This window comes from Nocardiopsis ganjiahuensis DSM 45031, from assembly GCF_000341085.1.
GTDB lineage: Bacteria > Actinomycetota > Actinomycetes > Streptosporangiales > Streptosporangiaceae > Nocardiopsis > Nocardiopsis ganjiahuensis.
Genome location: NZ_ANBA01000011.1, coordinates 150,903 through 169,223 on the forward strand (window position 1 = coordinate 150,903; position 18,321 = coordinate 169,223).

Below are 18,321 nucleotides of genomic sequence, written 5' to 3' on the forward strand. Positions count from 1 at the left end.
GGGAAGCCCCCCGGCCGCCCGGGACACCGAGGACCCGGCGGTGGCCGTCCGCGGCCACCGCGATCGAGACGCCGGAGGACTTCCACCGCCGCAGGGGTCGGCGGCCGGGGTCGGGGCGGAGCCGGACCAGGCTTCACGATCACACCGCTTCGCAAAGGAGTGGCTAGGCCAGGGACTCGCGGTAGGCGATCCAGCCGCCGTGGCGGGTGATGTCCTCCGCTCCCTCCGCGGCGGCGGGGTCGCAGCCGAAGCCGACCACCGTACGCCCGTCCGCGAGGGTGACCGCGCCGAGGGACATCGGTGCGGGCAGCGCCGCCAGGAAGGTGCCGAGGCCGGCCGGGGAGATCGACCAGACCTCGCAGCGCAGCGCCGCGCCCCCGCTGTTCACCCGCAGCAGGCCGGGCTTGGGCGGTGTGGTGGCGAGGGCGAACAGGCGGTAGTCCTCGCTGGTGGCGGTCTCCTCCACGAAGCGCGCGCCGAGGTCGGTGAGCTGGTGGTTGAGCGGCTGGCCGCGCAGGTGCGCACCGAAGACGGCCAGTTCCGGTCCGTCGGCGGGACGGATCCGGCCGGGCTCCTCCTCGTTGAGGAGTCCGGCCAGGTCCAGGGCCACCTGGTCCTCGAAGGCGTTCGTGACCACGGTGACCCCGAACAGGTGGCCGTCGGCGGTGCCGGCGGGCACAGCGACGGCAGCGAGATCGAGCAGGTTCACGAAGTTGGTGTAGGTGCCCAGCCGGGCGTTCTCGCCCACCGGATCAGCGGCCACCTCGGCCAGGGTCGGGTGCCCGACGGTGGTCGGCAGCAGAAGCCCGTCGAACCCGGAGAGGAGTTCGCGGGCGATCGCCTTGTACGCGGTCAACCGGTGCTGGTCGGCGGCGAGCGCGGTGGCGGGCAGGTCCGCGGCGGCCAGGATGATCCCGGCGACCGTGGGGTCGGCGCCCTCCGGGTGCGCCTGGAGGAACTCCCCCACCGCCGCATGACGTTCGGCGACCAGCGCGCCGTCGTAGAGCAGCCTGGCGGCCTCCAGGAGCGGGGAGACGTCGACGCTCTCCACCGTCGCCCCGGCGGCGGTGAAGCGGTCGGCGGCGGCCCGGAAGGCGTCGCGCTCGGCGGCGCTGAGGGGGGCGAGGCCCTCGGTGGTGGGGACGGCGATCCGGGCCGGGTTCCGGGGGGCCAGCCGGACGTCGGCGGGCCGGTCCCGGCCGGCCGGGTCCTTCTGGTCGGGCCCGGTCATGACCGCCAGGGCACGCCGACCGGTGGCCAGGTCCGGAGCGAACACCGTGACGGTGTCGTAGGGCTTGGCCGCGGGCACGACCCCCGTGTTGGGGACCAGCCCGAGGGTGGGCTTGAGGCCGACGATCCCGTGCAGGGCGGCGGGCACCCGGCCGGATCCGGCGGTGTCGGTGCCCAGGGAGAAGTCGGCGATGCCCAGGGCCACCGCCACGGCCGAACCGGAGCTGGAGCCTCCGGAGACCCGCTCGGGGTCGAAGGCGTTCCGGACGGCCCCGTAGGGGCTGCGGGTTCCCACGAGGCCGGTGGCGAACTGGTCCAGGTTGGTCTTGCCGAGCACCAGCGCCCCGGCCTCCACCAGGCGTTCCACGGCGGTCGCGCTCACCTCGGGCGTGTACGCGAAACCGGGGTGCGCGGCGGTGGTGGGCAGCCCGGCGACGTCGATGTTGTCCTTGACCGCCACGAGTGTGCCCGCCAGGGGGAGCTCCTCGTCCCCGTTCTCCCTGATCAGGGCCAGGCGCTCCTCCAGCGCCTTGGCCTCCACCAGCAGGTCCTGTTCGGGACGCAGGGTGATCCAGACCTCCGGCCGGTCGGCCTCGGCGATCCGGCGGTAGGCGGCGCGCACTCTTTCGGTGGGAGCGGGTGCGGTGGGAGCGGGTGCGGTGGGAGTGGGCATCAGGCGGTTTCTCCTTGCGTGATGACGGCCATGGCGTGCCCCGGGTCCAGGTGCTGCCCCGGGCTGACGAGGATCTCGGAGACCGTGCCCGCGCCGGGCGCCCGGACCACCACCTCCAGCTTCATGGCCTCCAGACGGACGACGGGCTGCCCCTCCTCGACAGTCTCGCCCGGTTCCACGTCCACCTTCCAGACACTCGCCGAGAGCGGCGCCGCCACTAGGGACGCCCCGGGCGGCAGGTCCAGCTCCCCGGCGGGCGCGGCCGGTTCGGGTTCGGGCCTGTCCTCGAACTCCCCCGCGGCCTCCCAGCGCCGGCGCTCCTCCTCGAAGGCGGTGGCCTGTCTCTGCTCGAACTCCCTGATGGAGTCGGCGTTCTCCGCCAGGAACCGCTCGTGGTCGGCAAGGACGAACTCGCCCTCGGTGACCTGGAGCTCGTGGCGTCCGGCGAGCAGGTCGGCGCGGATGTCCAGCAGCTCCTGCTGTTCCACCGGGTACCAGGTGATCTGGTCGAAGAACCGCAGCAGCCACGGCGTTCCGGGTTCGAACTGGCCGTACTGGCGCAGCCCGGACCAGATCGGCACGGTGCGGCCGATGAGCTGGTAGCCGCCCGGGCTCTCCATCCCGTACACGCACAGGTACGCACCGCCGATCCCGACCCCGGCCTCGGGCGTCCAGGTCCGTGCGGGGCTGTACTTGGTGGTGACCAGTCGGTGGCGCGGGTCCAGCGGGGTCGCCGCGGGCGCGCCCAGGTACACGTCGCCCAGACCCAGCACCAGGTAGGAGGCGTCGAAGACGATGTCCCGAACCTGGTCCACGGTGTCCAGTCCGTTGATCCGGCGGATGAACTCGATGTTGTCGGGGTTCCAGGGCGCGTCGTCGCGCACACCGGTCTCGTAGCGGGCGATGGCCTCGTGGATGGAGGGATCGTCGAAGGACATCGGCAGGTGCAGGGTCCGGCTGGGCACCCGCAGCCGGGAGGTGGGCGGCAGCTGCGCCTCGATCTCCTGGAGCAGGCCCAGGAGGGTGCGCAGCGGCAGCACCGCGGGGTCGGTGTGCAGGTGCAGCGAGCGCACGCCGGGTGTGGTGTCCACGATCCCGGCGGGGGCGGCCTGGTCGAGGGCGGCCATGAGGGCGTGCACGCGCATGCGCAGGCCCAGGTCGAGCACCATCGGGCCGTACTCGACGAGGAGGTTGTCGTGGCCGCTGCGCCGGTAGGTGACCTCGGGGGTGCCGTCACCGGCGGGGACGCGGGCCAGGACGCCGTCGTCGCCGTCGGACCCGGTGGAGCGCAGCAGGGGCGCGGCGAGGGGTTCGGTGTGCAGCTTCTCCGCGGCGGCCTCGGTGACCGGGTGGAACCGGACGGTGTCGCCGGGGCGGAGCTGGCCGATCTTCCAGCGGGCGCCGGTGACCACGGTGACCGGGCAGACGAACCCGCCGAGGCTGGGGCCGTCGGGCCCCAGGAGCACGGGGGTGTCCCCGGAGAGGTTGACCGCGCCGACGGAGTAGGCGGTGTCGTGCACGTTGGAGGGGTGCAGCCCGGCCTGGCCGCCGTCGGGTCGGGCCCAGGTCTGCTTGGGACCGGACAGGCGCACGCCGTTGCGGGCGGACTGCGGGTGGACCCGCCAGGCGGTGGCGTAGAAGTCGGCGAGGCCCTCCCGAGTGAGGAACTCGGGCGCCGCGTGCGGGCCCTCGGAGACCTCGATGTCCCAGTGCGCGCCGTCACCCTCCGCCGCTTCGGCGGGCGTCCGGAAATCGGGCCGGTCTGCCTCGGGGACGGGCGCGGTGGCGGGAGCGTCGGCCGGCAGCGGACAGGAAGGGGTGCTGCGGCCGGAGGCCGTCCGCTGAGGGTCGCGAAGGGCGGCGAGCGGGCGCAGGACGTCGCCCGGGCGCAGGGCCCGGCCCGCGTGGCCGCCGTACTCTCCGGCGGTGAACGTGGACGTGCTGCCCAGGTACTCGGGGATGTCCAGACCGCCCCGGACCAGCACGTAGGTGCGCATGCCCGGGCCCCGGGCGGGACCGACGTCGAGCAGCGCCCCGGCGGGTACCTCCACCGGCTCCCACTGGGGCACGGGGCTTCCGTCCACGGTGACGTCGGCGGGGGCACCGGTCACGCACACGGTGGCGGTGTGGGTGAAGCGCAGTGCCGGGCCCTCCATGGTGCACTCCAGGCCCGCGGCGCCCTCGGGGTTGCCCAGGGCGGTGTTGCCCAGGCGCAGCGAGAGGTCGTCCATGGCTCCCGACGGGGGAACACCCACCTGCCAGTACCCGGTGCGGCCCGGGAAGTCCTGGACGGTGGTGAGGGTGCCCGCCCGCTCCACCTCGATCCGCGGTTCGGGGTCGCCGACGGTGCCGCAGGTCGCGGTGGTGTGCGCGGCGGCGCGCACGTCCGGGTGGACGCTCAGGGCGCGCAGCAGGCCCAGGTTGGTCTGCACCCCGTCGATCCGCGTCTCCGCCAGGGCGCGGCCGAGCCGGTCCAGGGCGTCCTCGCGGTCGGTGCCGCGGACGATGACCTTGGCGAGCATGGGGTCGTAGTCGCTGGTCACCCGTTGGCCGGTCTCCACCCAGCCGTCCACGCGGGCCTCCACGGGGGCCTCCACCCGGGTGAGCAGGCCGGAACTGGGCCGGAAGTCGTGCGCCGGGTCCTCGGCGTACACGCGGGCCTCCACGGCGTGGCCGGTGCGGGCCGGTCCCTCCGGAGGGACGTCGGCGAGCACGTCCTCCCCACGGGCCAGCCGCAGCATCCAGGCGACCAGGTCCACCCCGGAGATCTCCTCGGTGACCGGGTGCTCCACCTGCAGACGGGTGTTGACCTCCAGGAAGGAGGCCTCACCGCGTTCCACGTCGTAGACGAACTCCACGGTCCCGGCGCTGCGGTAGGACACCCCGGAGCAGAGTTCGCGGGCGGTGCGGTGGAGTTCGGCGCGCAGGGCATCGTCCAGGTCGGGGGCCGGCGCCTCCTCCACGACCTTCTGGTTGCGGCGCTGGAGCGAGCAGTCGCGGTCCCCGAGGGTGACGACGTTGCCGTGGCCGTCACCGAAGACCTGCACCTCGATGTGGCGGGCCCTGGACACGAAGCGCTCGACGAACACACCGCCACCGCCGAAATGGGTCAGCGCCATCCGGCTGACCTGGTCGAAGGCCGCGCGCAGGGACTCCTCGTCGGGGCAGGGGCGCAGGCCGATCCCGCCGCCGCCCGAGGTGGACTTGAGGATCACCGGGTAGCCGATCCGCTCGGCGGCGGTGACCGCCTGCTCCACGTCGGGGAGGGTCTCACTGCCCGCCACCATCGGCAGCCCGGCCGCGGCCGCTGCCTTGCGGGCGGTGTGCTTGTCGCCGAACTCCTCCAGGTGGCGGGGCTCGGGACCGACGAAGACCAGCCCGGCGGCCTCCACGGCGTGGGCGAACTCCGAGCTCTCGGACAGGAAGCCGTAGCCCGGGTGGACCGCACCGGCGCCGGTCTCGGCCGCGGCCGCGAGGACGCGCTCGATGTTCAGGTAGCTCTCGGCGGCCGGGGGCGGGCCGAGGCGGACGGCCTCGTCGGCCATCCGGGGGTGCGGGGCGCCCGCGTCGGCGTCGGAGTAGACGGCGACGGTGCGCAGCCCGAGTTCGCGGGCGGAACGGATGATGCGGCAGGCGATCTCGCCGCGGTTGGCGACGAGCACGGAGTCGAACACGGGGCTCTCCCTCTGGTCGGAGGCTGAGGCTGGCGGTCGGGAGGGCGGGTCAGAAGAGGTCGGAGTGCAGCGCCATCTGGGTCAGGGCGCGCTGGGCACGTTCCAGGACGACCTCCATGGACGCGCCCACGTGCTCGTGCAGGGCGCGGTAGGCGGCGTCGAGTTCGTCCGCGCGCAGGTGCTCGACGATCTGGATGTGCTCGGTGATGGTCGAGGTGATCCGGTCCCCGGTGAGGAAGTCGTACATGCGCACGCGGCGGATCCGCTGGTTGACGGAGACCAGGGACTCGGTGAGGGCTCCGTTGCCGGAGGCCCGGGACAGGGCGGCGTGGAACTCCTCGTCGAGGAGGACGAACGAGGGGTCGGGCGCGGGAGGGCCGGCGCGCAGCCCTTCCCAGCGGTCCAGTTCGGCGACGAGGATCCGCGGGTCGTGCCGGATGGTGCGGTCCTCCATGGCACGGGCGATACCGCGCAGTTCGAGGGCGACCCGGAGTTCGTAGAGGTCGCGCAGCTCGGCGAGGTTGGGGACGGCGACGTAGAAGCCGTTGTCGCGGCGCTCGACCAGGCCGTCGGAGTGCAGGCGGGCCAGGGCCTCGCGGACGGGGGTGCGGGAGACCCCGAAGTGTTCGGCGAGCCGGACCTCGCCCAGGCGGGTGTGCGGCGTGATGCGGCCGCTCAGGACCTCCTCACGCATCAGGGCGTGGACGCGGTCGCGGCGGGAGAGGGTGCTGTCCTCCGCGCCGGCCGGCCCAGGCCGTGTATACATCGGTGTGTCCATGGCCCCAGACGCTAGAAAGCCCTTGTTTCACGAACCCTGTCGCGGGGTGAAGCCTGGGTTTCCCTGTGTTTCCGCGTGTTTCGCGCCTGGGTGGGGCGGGCGTCCGGGGGCCGGGGTGGGTGTCCGTGCGGGGCGCCCGGGATCCGGGCGGGGGTCCGAGCCGGGGCGTCCGGGCAGCCCGGACACGCGAAGGCCCGGGCTGACGAGGGCCCGGGTACAGGAAGAGGGCGCCCCTCCCGGTTCCGATGAACGGTGTCGGAACCGGGAAGAGCGCCCTGGGAGTGCCGGGACGGCGGTCGGGAGAGGAGATCGCCGCCCCGGGGAAGGGGCCCCCCGCTCTCTGCTCCGGGCGGCCCGTGGTCGGAAGGGCCTACATGGAGATCCCCAGAGCCCAGGCCATCAGCACGTACATGGTGGCGACGATGCACAGGAGGGCGGCCAGGTTGAGCCAGACACCGCCCTTGATCATCTCGCCGATCTTGACGTAGCCCGAGCCGAAGGCGATCGCGTTCGGCGGGGTCGCCACCGGGAGCATGAAGGCCATGGTGGCGGCGAGCGCGACCGGGACCACCAGGGTGAGGATGTCGATGTCCATACCCATCGCCACACCGCCCATGATCGGCAGGAAGGTCGCCGCCGTGGCCGTGTTGCTGGTGAGCTCGGTGAGGAAGAGGACGAGCGCGGTGACAGCCGTGATCAGCACCCAGACGGGCACGCCGGACAGGAAGGAGACCTGCCCGCCGATCCAGGCGCTCAGGCCGGAGCTCGTGAACTGGGCCGAGATCGCCAGGCCGCCGCCGAAGAGCAGCAGGACGCCCCAGGGGAGCTTGACCGCGGTGTCCCAGTCGAGCAGCTGGGTCCGCCTGTCCACCGGGATGATGAAGAGCAGGACGGCGACGGTCATCGCGATGCCGGCGTCACTCACGCTGCCGAGCCACGGGGCGGCGGCGGCCACCGACTCGATGTCGGCGATCATCGGGACGAAGATCCAGGACAGGGCGGCGAAGGCGAAGATCGCGAGGACCAGCTTCTCACCGCGGGACATCGGCCCCATCTTGCCGAGCTCATCGCGGATGAGCTCCTGGGCGCCCTCGACCTTCTTGATCTCCGGTCGGAAGAGGCGGGTGAGAACGAACCACGCGATCAGCATGAAGACCACGGCCAGCGGCACACCGGCCATCATCCACTGGCCGAAGCCGATCTGGATGTCGTGGGTCTCGGACAGGTAGCCGACCATCAGGACGTTGGGCGGGGTGCCGATCAGGGTGGACACGGAGCCGATGGAGGCGGCGTAGGCGATACCCAGCATGAGCGCGGTGGCGAAGTTCGCGTCCGTGCGGCCGCCCCGGAACTGGGCGATCAGCGCGATGACGGAGAGGCCGACCGGCAGCATCATCACGGCCGTGGCGGTGTTGGACACCCACATGGAGATGAAGCCGGTGGCGATCATGAAGCCGCCGACGAGACCGACCGTGTTCGATCCGACCTTCGAGACGATCGTCAGGGCGATGCGCTTGTGGAGGTTCCACTTCTGCATGGCCAGGGCGAGCATGAAGCCGCCCATGAAGAGGAAGATCGTGTCGGATCCGTAGGAGGGGGCCACGTCACCGATGGCGGTGCCGTCCACCATGAGGGGGAAGAGCACCAGCGGCAGCAGGGAGGTCACCGGGATCGGGATCGCCTCGGTCGCCCACCAGACCGCGATCCAAGCGGTGACCGCCGCGACCACGGACCCGTTGACCGACAGGACCTCGTCGGTCTCGCCCTCGCCGAGCGGCAGCGGCATCTCGGGCATGAGGAGGAAGATCGCGAGAGCGAGCAACGGTCCCAGGACGAGGCCGATGATCCGGCCCCGGGTCATGACGTGCGAGGATCTCTCCTCACGTTTGACCGACGACATGTCGGGGGTGTCGACGGCCTTCGAGCTCGCCATGTGCTCCTCCTCCGTTGGGCGCCGTCCAGGCGGACGCCCGTCTTCGGAGGCGCGTCCCGCGGTTTGCCGCGGGGTTACCTCCGGGTTACTTCCTGACTCCACAGATGGTGAGCTCACAGGGTGGTGTGTGCAAAGTAACTCCGCATTTCTTGGGATTTCTCTGACATTGAGCCACGTTAGGTGTGTGTTCCGGGACACGGGGTGAGGTGGGGTGACCCCCTCAGCCCAGGCCTGGGGCCCGCCTAAGCTGCGAGTATGGGATCTACGGGACCGACCAGACGCGCCGCTCTCCTGGGAGCCGCGGGGGCCCTCACCGTCGGCGCCGTGAGCGGTTGCACACGCGGCCCGGCCCCGGACCTCGACCGGATCGTGATCGCCACCGGCCCGCCCGGGGCCGTCTACCGGGAGATAGGAGGGGCGATCGCGGCCCTCCTGGACCAACGGCTCTCCGACATCGAGGTGGTCACCGTCGAGACCGGCGCCTCGCACGACAACCTCCTCCTCCTGGAGGACGGGGAGGCCCACCTGGGCCTCGCCAACCTCGACTCGGTCCTCGACTACGGCACCGAACGGCCACTGCTCAGCTCCGTCGGACGGCTCTACGACAGCTTCGTCCACCTGGTCGTCACCGACGACTCCCCCGTGTGGCGGCTGACGGACCTCGAGGGTGCGCGCGTGTCGATCGGCGCGGTCAACTCCGGTACCGAGTTCACCGCCGAACAGATCTTCGACGTGACCGGGATGGAGCTCGAGGTGGTCCGGATCGACCAGGCCGAGTCCGCGCAGTCCCTGGCCTCCGGTGAGATCGACGCGATGTTCTCCCTCACCGGCCTCCCCACCCCCGCCATCACCGACCTGGCCCGGCGAACCCCCGTGCGCCTGATCGACCTGGCCGACGCCGCCGACCTGATGGTCACCGTCTACCCCGAGGCGTACTTTCCGGCGACCATCCCCGCCACCACGTACTCCCGCAACCCGGCCTGTCCCACGATGTCCATCCCGAACCTGCTCCTGTGCCGCGACGACCTGCCCGAGGACCTCGTGTACGTGGTCACCGACACCGTCTACACGGGCGCGGCCCGACTGGCCGAGCAGCGGCCCGAAGCAGCGCAGATCAACGTGCGCACCGGTATCTCCACCGGCGTCGTGCCCCTGCACCCGGGCTCGGAGAGCTGGTACCGGGACAACAAACCCGCCTCCCAGTGGTCGGACTCGCCGGAGGACCTGCCGACACCGGCGGTCCCCACCGAATAGGTCAGTCCCGCACGACGGGGGGATCGGCCGGGGGCAGTGTGATGACCACGCCGAACCCCCGACGCCCCTGGTCGGCGAGGCCGTCTCCCAGGGTGAGCCGTCCGCCGGCCTCCCGGACCAGGTCGGCGACGATCGCCAGCCCCAACCCCGTGCCCTCGGTGTTCTGGTGGCTGGGCGAACGCCAGAACCGGTCCAGGGCGGCCTCCCTCTCCTCCTCCGGCAGGCCCAGGCCGTTGTCGAGCACCCCGATCCGCACCTGCTCCCCGTCCTCGGCCCGCACCTCGATCCGGGTGCCGCCGGACAGCCGCAGGGCGTTGCTGACCAGCTCGTCGAGGATGCTTCCCAGCCCGCCCGCCGGGGCGTGCGCCCACAGGTGGTCGGGCAGGTCCGTGGTCACCTCGATCCCCCGTGACTCCCCCAGCGCGTTCCAGCGCGCCACCCGGATGTCGACCAGCCCGACGACCTCCACCGCCTCGGTACCGGTCACGCTCTCCAACCGGGTGGCGGCCAGCAGCGAGTTCAGCATGCGGTGCATGACGGTGGTCTCGTCGATCGCGACCGCGTGCGCCTCGCGGGCCTCCGGGCCGTCGAGGTAGGGGGCCAGGTTCTCCACCGAGAGCCGCAGGCTGGCCAGAGGGTTGCGAAGCTGGTGGGAGGCCTCGGAGACGAAGGAGCGCTGCCGCTCCAGCGCACGGCGCACCACCTCCACCATGGTGTTGAAGGAGTCCGTGAGCCGACGCAGCTCCGGCGGTCCGCGCTCCGCGTCCACGTGCACGTCCAGGTCTCCCGAGGTCACCGACGTGGTCGCCGCGTCCAGCCGGCGGATCGGCTGCAGGACCCAGTGGGACAGCGGCACCGACGCCGACACCAGCAGGGCCAGCGGCAGGGTGCTGGCCAGGACCATCCACCCCCACGCGCCGAGGATGGCCGCGCCCAGTTCCTCGGTGGGCGCGACCAGCACCACCGCCCCGGCGACCTCGCTGTCCCGGCCGATGGGTTCCGCGATGACCAGCGGCTCCGCCTGCCAGGGCCACACCGTGGTCGGCGGCTCCGGGCGCTCCCCCGCCAGCGCCGCGGTGATCCCGCCACCGGTGGCCACGTCCGCCACCAGGGCCCGCATCCGGTCCTGTTCACCGGAGCCCACGACCACCTGCCCGTCGGGGGCGACCACCACCGCGGGGATGCCGTAGAGCTGTTCGTACCGGGCCATCTCCTGGACGAGGGCGTTGGTCCGCTCCGCCTCCAGGGCGGTCCCCGCCAACGAGGCGAACCGGCCCGCGTCACCCAGCCGGTCGACGTAGACCTCCTGGGTCTGCTGCTGGGCGATGACCGCGCCCAACGGGGCCAGCACCGCCGCCACCAGGACGAAGGCGGCCGGAAGGAGGATCGCCAGGAGCCGCCGCAGCACGGGTCAGGCCTCGTCGAGCACGTAGCCGACCCCGCGCACCGTGCGGATGCGGGGGACCGCGCCGACCTTGGCGCGCAACGAGGCGATGTGCGTGTCCAGGGTCCGCGAGGAGGCCTCCCAGGCGGCGCCCCACACCTGGTCGAGGATCTGGTCCCGCGCCACCACGTGGGGAGAGCGCTCCACCAGCAGACGCAGCAGGTCGAACTCCTTGCGCGTCAGCGGAAGCACGCCCTCGCCGACCCGCGCCTCACGCGCGTTGACGTCGAGGGTGAGTCGGCCGACCCGCAGCGGCGGGTCCTCCCGCTCGGGCTCGGCCCGGGCCGTCCGGGTCCGCCGCAGCACCGCGTCGATCCGGGCGAGCAGCTCAGCGACCCCGAAGGGTTTGACCACGTAGTCGTCGGCGCCGGCCCGCAGCCCCCGCACCCGGTCCCGCTCCTCACTCCGCGCGGTCACCGCGATGATCGCCGTCTGCGGGCGCTCCCGGAGCCTGCGCAGGAGATCGATGCCGTCAGCGTCGGGCAACCCGAGGTCGAGCAGGACCACGTCGGCCGGGGGCGCCGAAAGCGCCCGCTCGGCCGTGGCCACCCGCTGCACGTCGAAGGAGGCCGCGCGAAGCGCGGTGACCAGCCCACGGGCCACCCGGTCATCGTCCTCGACCACGAGAATACGCATGGCTAGTCATAGTAGGCAGAGTTCGGCGTGCCCGACCCCCCGGGCACGCGGTCCGCCGCTCACGGTCGTCGACGGTCCTCCCCGCGCGCCGCCTGGAAACACCCCTCCGGGTGCACGCCGCGCGTACCGGAATCCGACAGCCCGCATCCTCCGTGAAGGCCTGGTGGGAATTCAGAGAAAAACGATGCTGGCGTGACGGATGTGAATTCGGGCAACCAGTGAAATTGTATCGATTCGATCACACGATCTGGTGTCGGTCCCGGATTCCGTTTTCACTTCACCCGCAGATGTTCCCGACTTCGCCGCGCACCGCCGAAACCGACTTACCTGCAGAGGAGGAATCGGGACCATGTTCCCCGTGGCATCGGCGACCATTTCATCAGTGCTGAACTGGCGTCTCCCTCAGTCCAGACCTTCGGCTCCGGCGATGCGTCCCCGGATAGGTCAAACTTGAAACGTACTGCTCTCATCGATTTATGGAGCACTTCTCCGACACGGGCCGGATGCGGACGACATGAACAAGGCCCTCATGGGGATGTACAAGCAGGACCTGTTATCAGCACAATACATAAGTGGGACAGCGCCGACCCGAACTTATTCCAAGGACCAGGGGAAACAGGAGCATCAATGGTGGCAGCGGAAGGATCGAGGCCGACGCGTGGGTGAGGCAGAACTGTGCAGACGAGCCAGACGGGGGCTCAGGTGAGAGGGCTTGGAAAAGACCTCGGCCAGTGGCGGAAGTCGAGTTACAGCTCGAATGACCGAGAGTGCGTCGAGACGGTGCTGTGGGAGTGCGGGGACATCGGCCTTCGGGACTCCACCCGGCGCAGCGGCACCGTCCTGGAGTTCCGGTCGAATCAGTGGACCGCCCTGCTCGAGCGTGTCCGCGCCGAATGAGCACGGGGAGTCGCGGTCCGGCCCGTCCCGGACCGCGCACCCGTCATGTCAGACCATGCTGACGTAGATGTCGGCGTCCCCGCGTACCTCGTCGTCCAGGGTGAGGGTGGCGGGGTGCTGGGGTCCCATGAGGTCCCGATAGCGCCGCCGGAGATCCTCGTATTCCTCGGCCACGTCCTCCCCCAGACCCTTGCGGCTGAGCAGGAGGTTGCGTTCGGCCAGAAGTGTCAGCGGGTGGTCCGCGCCCAGCTTGGTCCGGCACGCGGCCAGGGCCTGCTCGTCGGTCTCCCTGGCAGTGCCGATGTCCCCCAACAGGAAGTGGTTGTTGGCCAGGTTCACCTGACAGGCCAGAGTGTTCGGGTGGTCGTTGCCGATCGCCGCCGACATCAGCTCCAGGGCCGAACTGTCCAGGGCCAAGGCCTCCGCGGGCCGGTTGAGGCGGCGCAGGATGAGTGCTCGGTTCACGTTCGCGGCTGCCACGTACGGGTGGTTCTCCCCCAGAAGCCGCGCGTAGGGATCGGCCACCTCTTCCGCCAGTTTGAGGGCCTCGTCGAAGCGGTCGATGGTTCGCAGCGACCGGGCGTGCACCATGGCGATGTACAGGGCCCGCGGGCTGCTGCGCCCTTGGAGGGCCACGATGCGCTCCCAGGCGTGCTTGGACTGCTCGTAGGCCTCCTGGTGGTGCCCGGCCCGGCGGAGCATCACCGACCAGGCGGCGATGAGGCCGAACACCTGGGCGTCGTCCTGGTCTTCGGGTGCTTGGAGACCAGCGACCAGGTCCGCCTGGATCCGCTCCGCCTCCTGATAGCGCCCCTCCTCCATGAGTGCCTCGGCGTAACCGTGGATCGCTCCCTCGGTACGCCTGTGGTTCCTGCCCAGGACGATCTCGAACCGTCGCAAGGCCTCCTCGTACCGGAGCGAGGCGCGGTCGGGGAAACCGGTGAGCTGCTCGTTGAAGGCCACCGTGCGGGACATCATCAGGGTCTGCGGATCGTCCTCGCCGAACAGCCGGATCCGTCGTTCGAGACTAGCTGTGGCCTCGACCAGACCGTCGTGGAAGCGCCCGGCCAGCCACAGGTTGCGGATGTTCTCGTGCTCGGCCTCCAGGACCTCCGGGTCGTCCTCTCCCAGGACCTCGCGCATGGTCGCCAGGGTGTCCGCGCACAGCTCCCGCGCCTCGGACAGGCGCCCCAGCGCCTGGAGGGCCCGGGAGAGCTGGATCGCCATGGCGAGGGTGTCGGGGTGCCGGCCACCGAGCGTCCGCTGCCAGGTCTCGTAGGCGGCCTCGCACAGGTTGATGATCTCCTGGCCCTGGCCGCGCGCCACACCGGTCCAGCAGAGCGTGATGACCACCCGGCGCATCCACGGGTCCTCGCAGTCCCAGGCCTCGGAGGCCCACACGTGCGGGAGCAGGTCCGCGTAGCGCGGGTTGCCCTCGGCGACGTCGCCGCGGGGGCCGGCGCGGCCCAGCAGCTGGTGGGCGCAGTGCTGGAGCGTGATCCGCTCCTCGGCGCTCATCGGGGTCTTCACCGCCATCTGGACCAGCCGGTGCAGGGAGATGCTGTTCTGCTGGTGGTCGATGTGCGCCAGGCTGTTGCGGCCGATCGCCCGGATGGCGACGTTCAGCTTGGTGGGGTCCTCCAGGATCTCGACCAGTTCCGGCGGTCCCTTGACCCCCCGCGCGAACTCGAAGACGTACTTGGGGATGGGCGCCGCGGACAGGAACGAGCAGAGCTGGAGCAGGCGCAGCGCCCCCGGGTTGGTCACCGCCAACCGGTCCAGGGAGACGTTCCAGGCCGCCGCCACCGGGATCTGGTAGTCCGGGTCCTCCGGCTCGAGGAGGAGGATCATCTCCTCTTTCTTGCGGGCGAACTGTTCCAGGTACTCGGCCGCGGACATGCCGCTCTCGTGCAGCCAGACGGCCGCCTGGTTCAGTGCCAAAGGCAGGTCGCCGAGCTCTTCGGCCAGCCGTTCGGCCTCCTCCACGGTCAGCGACCGCGGTCCGCGCCGGTGCAGCAGTTGAATGCTCTCACTGCGGTCGAATTCTCGGATCGACATGGAGCCGTGGCCCCCTGGAAGCTCCCAGCTTCCGTCCCGAGAAGTGATGATCACGTGCCCCTCGCCCCCGACCGGAAGAAACCTTTGAAGTTCCGCCCGGGACTGCGCATTGTCATAAACGAGGAGCCAGCGCCGGAAACGATCGCCTCTGCGGAGAGCCTCCAGGACCTCGCTGACCACGTACTCGTTGTCGGCGCCTGATCCACCGATTCCGAAGTGCGAGGCTATATGGGAAAAGGAGTTTCTGACCTGGTTGATGTGCCGCGACGGGATCCAGCAAATCAGATCGTAGTCGTCGGCGTTCCGGTAGAGGTACTCCTTGGCCATTTCGGTCTTTCCGACACCGGACATGCCTCGAAGAGCCGTGATGACCTGTTGTTGATCCCGGCCGAGCTGGTTGCGAAGTGAGGTCAGCAACTCCTCCCGCCCGACGAAGGAGGCGTTGCGGTGCGGAACCTGGACCCAGGTCGTGGCACGCGGACGCCCCCCGGTCGAGCCCCGTCCGACACGGTCGGTGGGCCTGGAGGATGATGCGAGAGAATCTGTCATGTTTTCCCCACCAAACTGGCTCTCGGGATTTTCCGGACTTCCCCCCATGCTCCCCGGGGCCGATCTGGGACGCGTCCGCAAAGGGACATCCGCAGAATCCTCGTGCGCAGACCCGGACGCCTGTGATTCTAGACCAAACCCGTGGAGTGTCTGCGCTGATGAGATAGCGCGGGAAGAGTGGTTCTGCTGTTCCTCGTGATCGGTGGAGCGCTCTGTGGTGATACGTACGGAATCGGCGTGGAACCCCGTTATGGAAACCGCTTCCAGAGCAGGGGACATCACGTTCATCCAATAAGCGGATCTTTCCGTTCTGCGCGGGTTCTCAGGCCTTCGTCCGAGCAGCAGAAGGGACAGTTCCTCGAACCACGGGTCCACCTCGCGCAGCTGCTCGGCGGCCAGGCGCAGCATCCTGCGGACCTCGGGCACACGGCCGCCCAGGAGCAGGAGCTCACGGCGGACCCCGTCACGGAACTCCCACCGCGGTTCCTCCCCCGGCGGGTTCGCCCCCTCACCGTCCACGAGCTGGACGAGGCCGCTGAAGAACACCTCGGTGAGCTCGGAGGGCGAGTCACCGCCGAGGACGTCCTCGCAGACGGCCTCCACCATGCGCGGTTGGAGGGGGACGGCGGCCAGCGCGACCGCCAGTTCGAAGGCGTCGGGGCTGACACTCTGCTGGAAACGGCGCACCTCCTCCGCCCGACCGAGCTCGGTGGACCTCCCCAGGACGATCTCGTCGCCGGGTTCGGCGGGGCGCTCCCGGGAGGGGAACTCGGCCGTGTGCACCCACAGCCGGGAACGGCTGCGGAACATCACGAACGAGGCCCAGTCGTGCAGCGCCCCGGGCCACAACGGCAGAACCGGGATGAGGGTGCCGTAGGGCGCCTCCTCCTCACCGACCTCGGTGATCGCGCGCTCCCTCAGGTAGCTGCTGTTCGGCGCGCCCGGGGCGGCCGGCCAGGACAGCCTGATCTCGGAGGGGACGGTGCGGATGGTGCCGCGCCGCCACACCTGCGGCTGCAACAGGTGGAGCACCGCGACCGCGTTCCGGGAGCCCAGGTCCGCCAGCCAGGACTGGAACTCCCGGTCCCGCCAGGCGGCTCCGAGCCCTCCGGTCAGAACGAGGACGATCCTGGGTCCGGGTTCCTCGGGTCCCGGAACCCGGCACGCCCGCCCCTTGGCGTCCACCAGCCGCGGCACTCCCGCGCGTTCGGAGTCGAAGCGCATCCGGCGCACCTGGCGGAAGACACCGCTGTCCTGGAGCATCCGGCTGAACGCGTCGGCCACCCCCTGCTGGAAGAGCATGGACACGCCCTCGTCCACGAGCACGGTCAGCCGCACCGCCCGCAGGCGCCGGCGCCGGGTGGCGGGGACGACCGGGACCCCGGCGACCCGGCGTTCGTCCTCGTCCCACCAGAGACTGTCCAGGAGCGCGCGGGCGTAGTTCCGGGCGGTCGACTCCGGATCGACCTGGTCGGCCGGTCCCTGCGGGGTCCTGAGGTTGAAAGGGCTGAGGGCGGCCAGGAGTCGCTGCCGGTCCTCCAGCACGGGCGGGACGAAGGCACCCTCCAGCCCTGAAGAGGAACGAGGGGTGTCCTGGTCCGAGGTTCCACCGCGCGGCGCCGTCCTTCTCCCGACCGGCCCGGTCCGTCCCGTCGCTCCGGACCGTCCACCCGCCAGATCGACGGGCCGGAGCCCGGGCTCCGAGGCGGCGGCCCCGGAGCCGGTCTCCGTGACGGGTTCGGCCCGCGACCACGGCCCGTCGGCGTCCTCCGCGAGACCGGGAGCGCCGCCCTCCCACGGAAGGGGCTCGGTGTCGGGGGCGTGGAGACGGGGGGCGTAGCGCGTCGGTGCCGCGTCCGTGCTCCGCTTCATCACGGCGGCGAGGTGGAGGGCGTCGGCCAGGTCGGTCGCGGACAGGCCGAGGGCACCGAACGGGAACTCCGCTCGGTGTCCGTCCGACCGACCGCCCGGAGGCACCGGGGAGCCCTCCTCACTCATTCAGGGTTTTCCATGTTTTCCGTCAGCCGGTGCCAGAGGAGCTCGGCCAGGTAGTCGATCTGTTCCTGCTGTTCGCCCGGCACCGGTTCCTGCCGTCCTGTCTCGGAGAGCAGGTAGACCGCGTTGAGCAGCTGGTCGAGGGCGAGCCTGTCCCCGTTCCTGCCCGCTTCGAGGAACCTGCCGACCAGCTCGCGTGTGCCGGTCGGCAGGTTCCCCCTGAAGTGCCCGGCGACCGCGGCCAGCAGTTCGGACTCCTCGGGCATGCCCATGCGCACCGGGATGCAGCGCCGCAGGAAGGCCGGGGGCAGGTCCCGGTCGGTGTTGCAGGTCAGGACGATGATCGGGAACGCCGAGCAGAGGATCTCGCCGCCGTGGACCTCGACCCGTTCCCCCGGGTCGTCGGTGCCGACCTCGATCGACTCGGCCACGTTGGCCAGTCTGGCCAGTTCCGGGATCCGGTAGCCGCCGTTCTCGAACAGGTCTAGGAGGTCGCCGGACAGGTCGAAGTCGCCGAGGTCGAAATCGTCGACCAGCAGGACCCGGGGCAGCTTCCGGGGGAGGAAGGCGGTGCCCAGCGGGCCGAGGGTGAGGTAGCGGCCGATCGACTTCGCGCTGCTGCTCAGGTGCGCCTCGGTCTCCCCGCCGCCCTGGGTGGTCTCCGGGGCGAACCTGCGGTCGGGGAAGCCCGACAGCCTGTTCCGGGTGTTCTCCAGGTTGAGGTCGTGGATCTGGGTGAGGGGGTCGTAGGTGTAGAGGCCGTCCCCGACGGTGGCGCGGCTGGTCACGGACCAGCGCAGCAGCCGTCCCAGTTTCAGTTCGCGCGCGATCTGGTGGGCCAGGCTCGACTTCCCGATCCCGGGAGGGCCGACGAGCAGCAGGGGGCGCCGCAGGTGGATCGCGGCGTTCACCTTGTCCAGGAGCTCCCGGCGTCGGGGGCCGAGCGGGACCGCGAACCCCAGGGAGCGGGTCGGGCCGAGGTGGCGCTCACTGTCGACGTCCGGTGGCGGGGAGGTCGGCTCGGGGGTGCCGGAATAGGTGCGCCAAGGGGGCGGCGGGGGTAACTGGGCCGCCAGGTCGAGGTGGACGCGCGGTTGTCCGGTCCCATGGAAGATCCACCACCCCGGTATCTCCCGCGCGGAGTCGGTCGCCCCTGGTTCTGTGCTCATGGAGTGTCCTTCGAACCGCGCCCAACGGCGG

The 18,321-nt window shown here is 71.0% G+C and carries 10 protein-coding genes; 2 read left to right on the forward strand and 8 right to left on the reverse strand.

The window, feature by feature from the left end; all coding sequences use genetic code 11:
• Nucleotides 1-163: 163 nt before the first annotated feature.
• The 4 genes from atzF to D458_RS0115920 form a co-directional block, all read right to left on the reverse strand.
• Nucleotides 164-1,903 (reverse strand): allophanate hydrolase, encoded by a 1,740-nt coding sequence (atzF, locus tag D458_RS0115905; RefSeq protein WP_017587744.1) that lies wholly within the window; start codon nucleotides 1,901-1,903, stop codon nucleotides 164-166.
• Nucleotides 1,903-5,577, reverse strand: a complete 3,675-nt coding sequence (gene uca, locus D458_RS0115910; RefSeq protein WP_017587745.1) for an urea carboxylase — start codon at nucleotides 5,575-5,577, stop codon at nucleotides 1,903-1,905. Before uca ends, atzF begins: the two co-directional genes overlap by 1 nt.
• Nucleotides 5,578-5,626: 49 nt before the next feature.
• Complete coding sequence (locus D458_RS0115915; protein ID WP_026119346.1) at nucleotides 5,627-6,355, reverse strand: GntR family transcriptional regulator; 729 nt, start codon at nucleotides 6,353-6,355, stop codon at nucleotides 5,627-5,629.
• 370 nt (nucleotides 6,356-6,725) lie between these two features.
• Nucleotides 6,726-8,288: an SLC13 family permease gene (locus D458_RS0115920; RefSeq protein ID WP_017587747.1), complete on the reverse strand. Its 1,563-nt coding sequence runs from the start codon at nucleotides 8,286-8,288 to the stop codon at nucleotides 6,726-6,728.
• Between the two features lie 255 nt (nucleotides 8,289-8,543).
• Here D458_RS0115920 and D458_RS33600 point away from each other — a divergent pair, with 255 nt between their 5' ends.
• Entirely contained in the window at nucleotides 8,544-9,542 is a 999-nt protein-coding gene (locus D458_RS33600; protein WP_040702480.1) for a TAXI family TRAP transporter solute-binding subunit, read from the forward strand.
• A 1-nt stretch (nucleotide 9,543) separates the two neighbouring features.
• Here D458_RS33600 and D458_RS0115930 read toward each other — a convergent pair whose 3' ends face one another.
• On the reverse strand, nucleotides 9,544-10,950 hold the full coding sequence (locus tag D458_RS0115930; RefSeq protein ID WP_017587749.1) for a sensor histidine kinase: 1,407 nt from the start codon (nucleotides 10,948-10,950) through the stop codon (nucleotides 9,544-9,546).
• Nucleotides 10,951-10,953: 3 nt separating this feature from the next.
• Nucleotides 10,954-11,622, reverse strand: coding sequence for a response regulator transcription factor (locus D458_RS0115935; protein WP_017587750.1), 669 nt, complete (start codon nucleotides 11,620-11,622; stop codon nucleotides 10,954-10,956).
• A 702-nt stretch (nucleotides 11,623-12,324) separates the two neighbouring features.
• On the opposite strand from D458_RS0115935, the gene D458_RS37955 reads away from it, so the two are divergent.
• Nucleotides 12,325-12,519: a DUF397 domain-containing protein gene (locus D458_RS37955; protein WP_026119347.1), complete on the forward strand. Its 195-nt coding sequence runs from the start codon at nucleotides 12,325-12,327 to the stop codon at nucleotides 12,517-12,519.
• Nucleotides 12,520-12,567: 48 nt separating this feature from the next.
• Here the strand turns inward: D458_RS37955 and fxsT are convergent, their stop codons facing one another.
• Both fxsT and D458_RS0115950 read right to left on the reverse strand, forming a co-directional pair.
• Nucleotides 12,568-17,124: an FxSxx-COOH system tetratricopeptide repeat protein gene (gene fxsT / locus D458_RS0115945; protein WP_017587752.1), complete on the reverse strand. Its 4,557-nt coding sequence runs from the start codon at nucleotides 17,122-17,124 to the stop codon at nucleotides 12,568-12,570.
• Nucleotides 17,121-18,290, reverse strand: coding sequence for an AAA family ATPase (locus tag D458_RS0115950; RefSeq protein ID WP_017587753.1), 1,170 nt, complete (start codon nucleotides 18,288-18,290; stop codon nucleotides 17,121-17,123). Before D458_RS0115950 ends, fxsT begins: the two co-directional genes overlap by 4 nt.
• Between the last annotated feature and the right edge of the window lie 31 nt (nucleotides 18,291-18,321).

Bases quoted from the DNA above. Each gene is read 5' to 3' on its own strand.
- atzF (WP_017587744.1), bottom strand. From the start codon at position 1,903: ATGCCCACTCCCACCGCACCCGCTCCCACCGCACCCGCTCCCACCGAA.
- fxsT (WP_017587752.1), bottom strand. From the start codon at position 17,124: ATGAGTGAGGAGGGCTCCCCGGTGCCTCCGGGCGGTCGGTCGGACGGA.
- D458_RS0115950 (WP_017587753.1), bottom strand. From the start codon at position 18,290: ATGAGCACAGAACCAGGGGCGACCGACTCCGCGCGGGAGATACCGGGG.
- D458_RS0115915 (WP_026119346.1), bottom strand. From the start codon at position 6,355: ATGGACACACCGATGTATACACGGCCTGGGCCGGCCGGCGCGGAGGAC.
- D458_RS0115920 (WP_017587747.1), bottom strand. From the start codon at position 8,288: ATGGCGAGCTCGAAGGCCGTCGACACCCCCGACATGTCGTCGGTCAAA.
- D458_RS0115935 (WP_017587750.1), bottom strand. From the start codon at position 11,622: ATGCGTATTCTCGTGGTCGAGGACGATGACCGGGTGGCCCGTGGGCTG.
- D458_RS33600 (WP_040702480.1), top strand. From the start codon at position 8,544: ATGGGATCTACGGGACCGACCAGACGCGCCGCTCTCCTGGGAGCCGCG.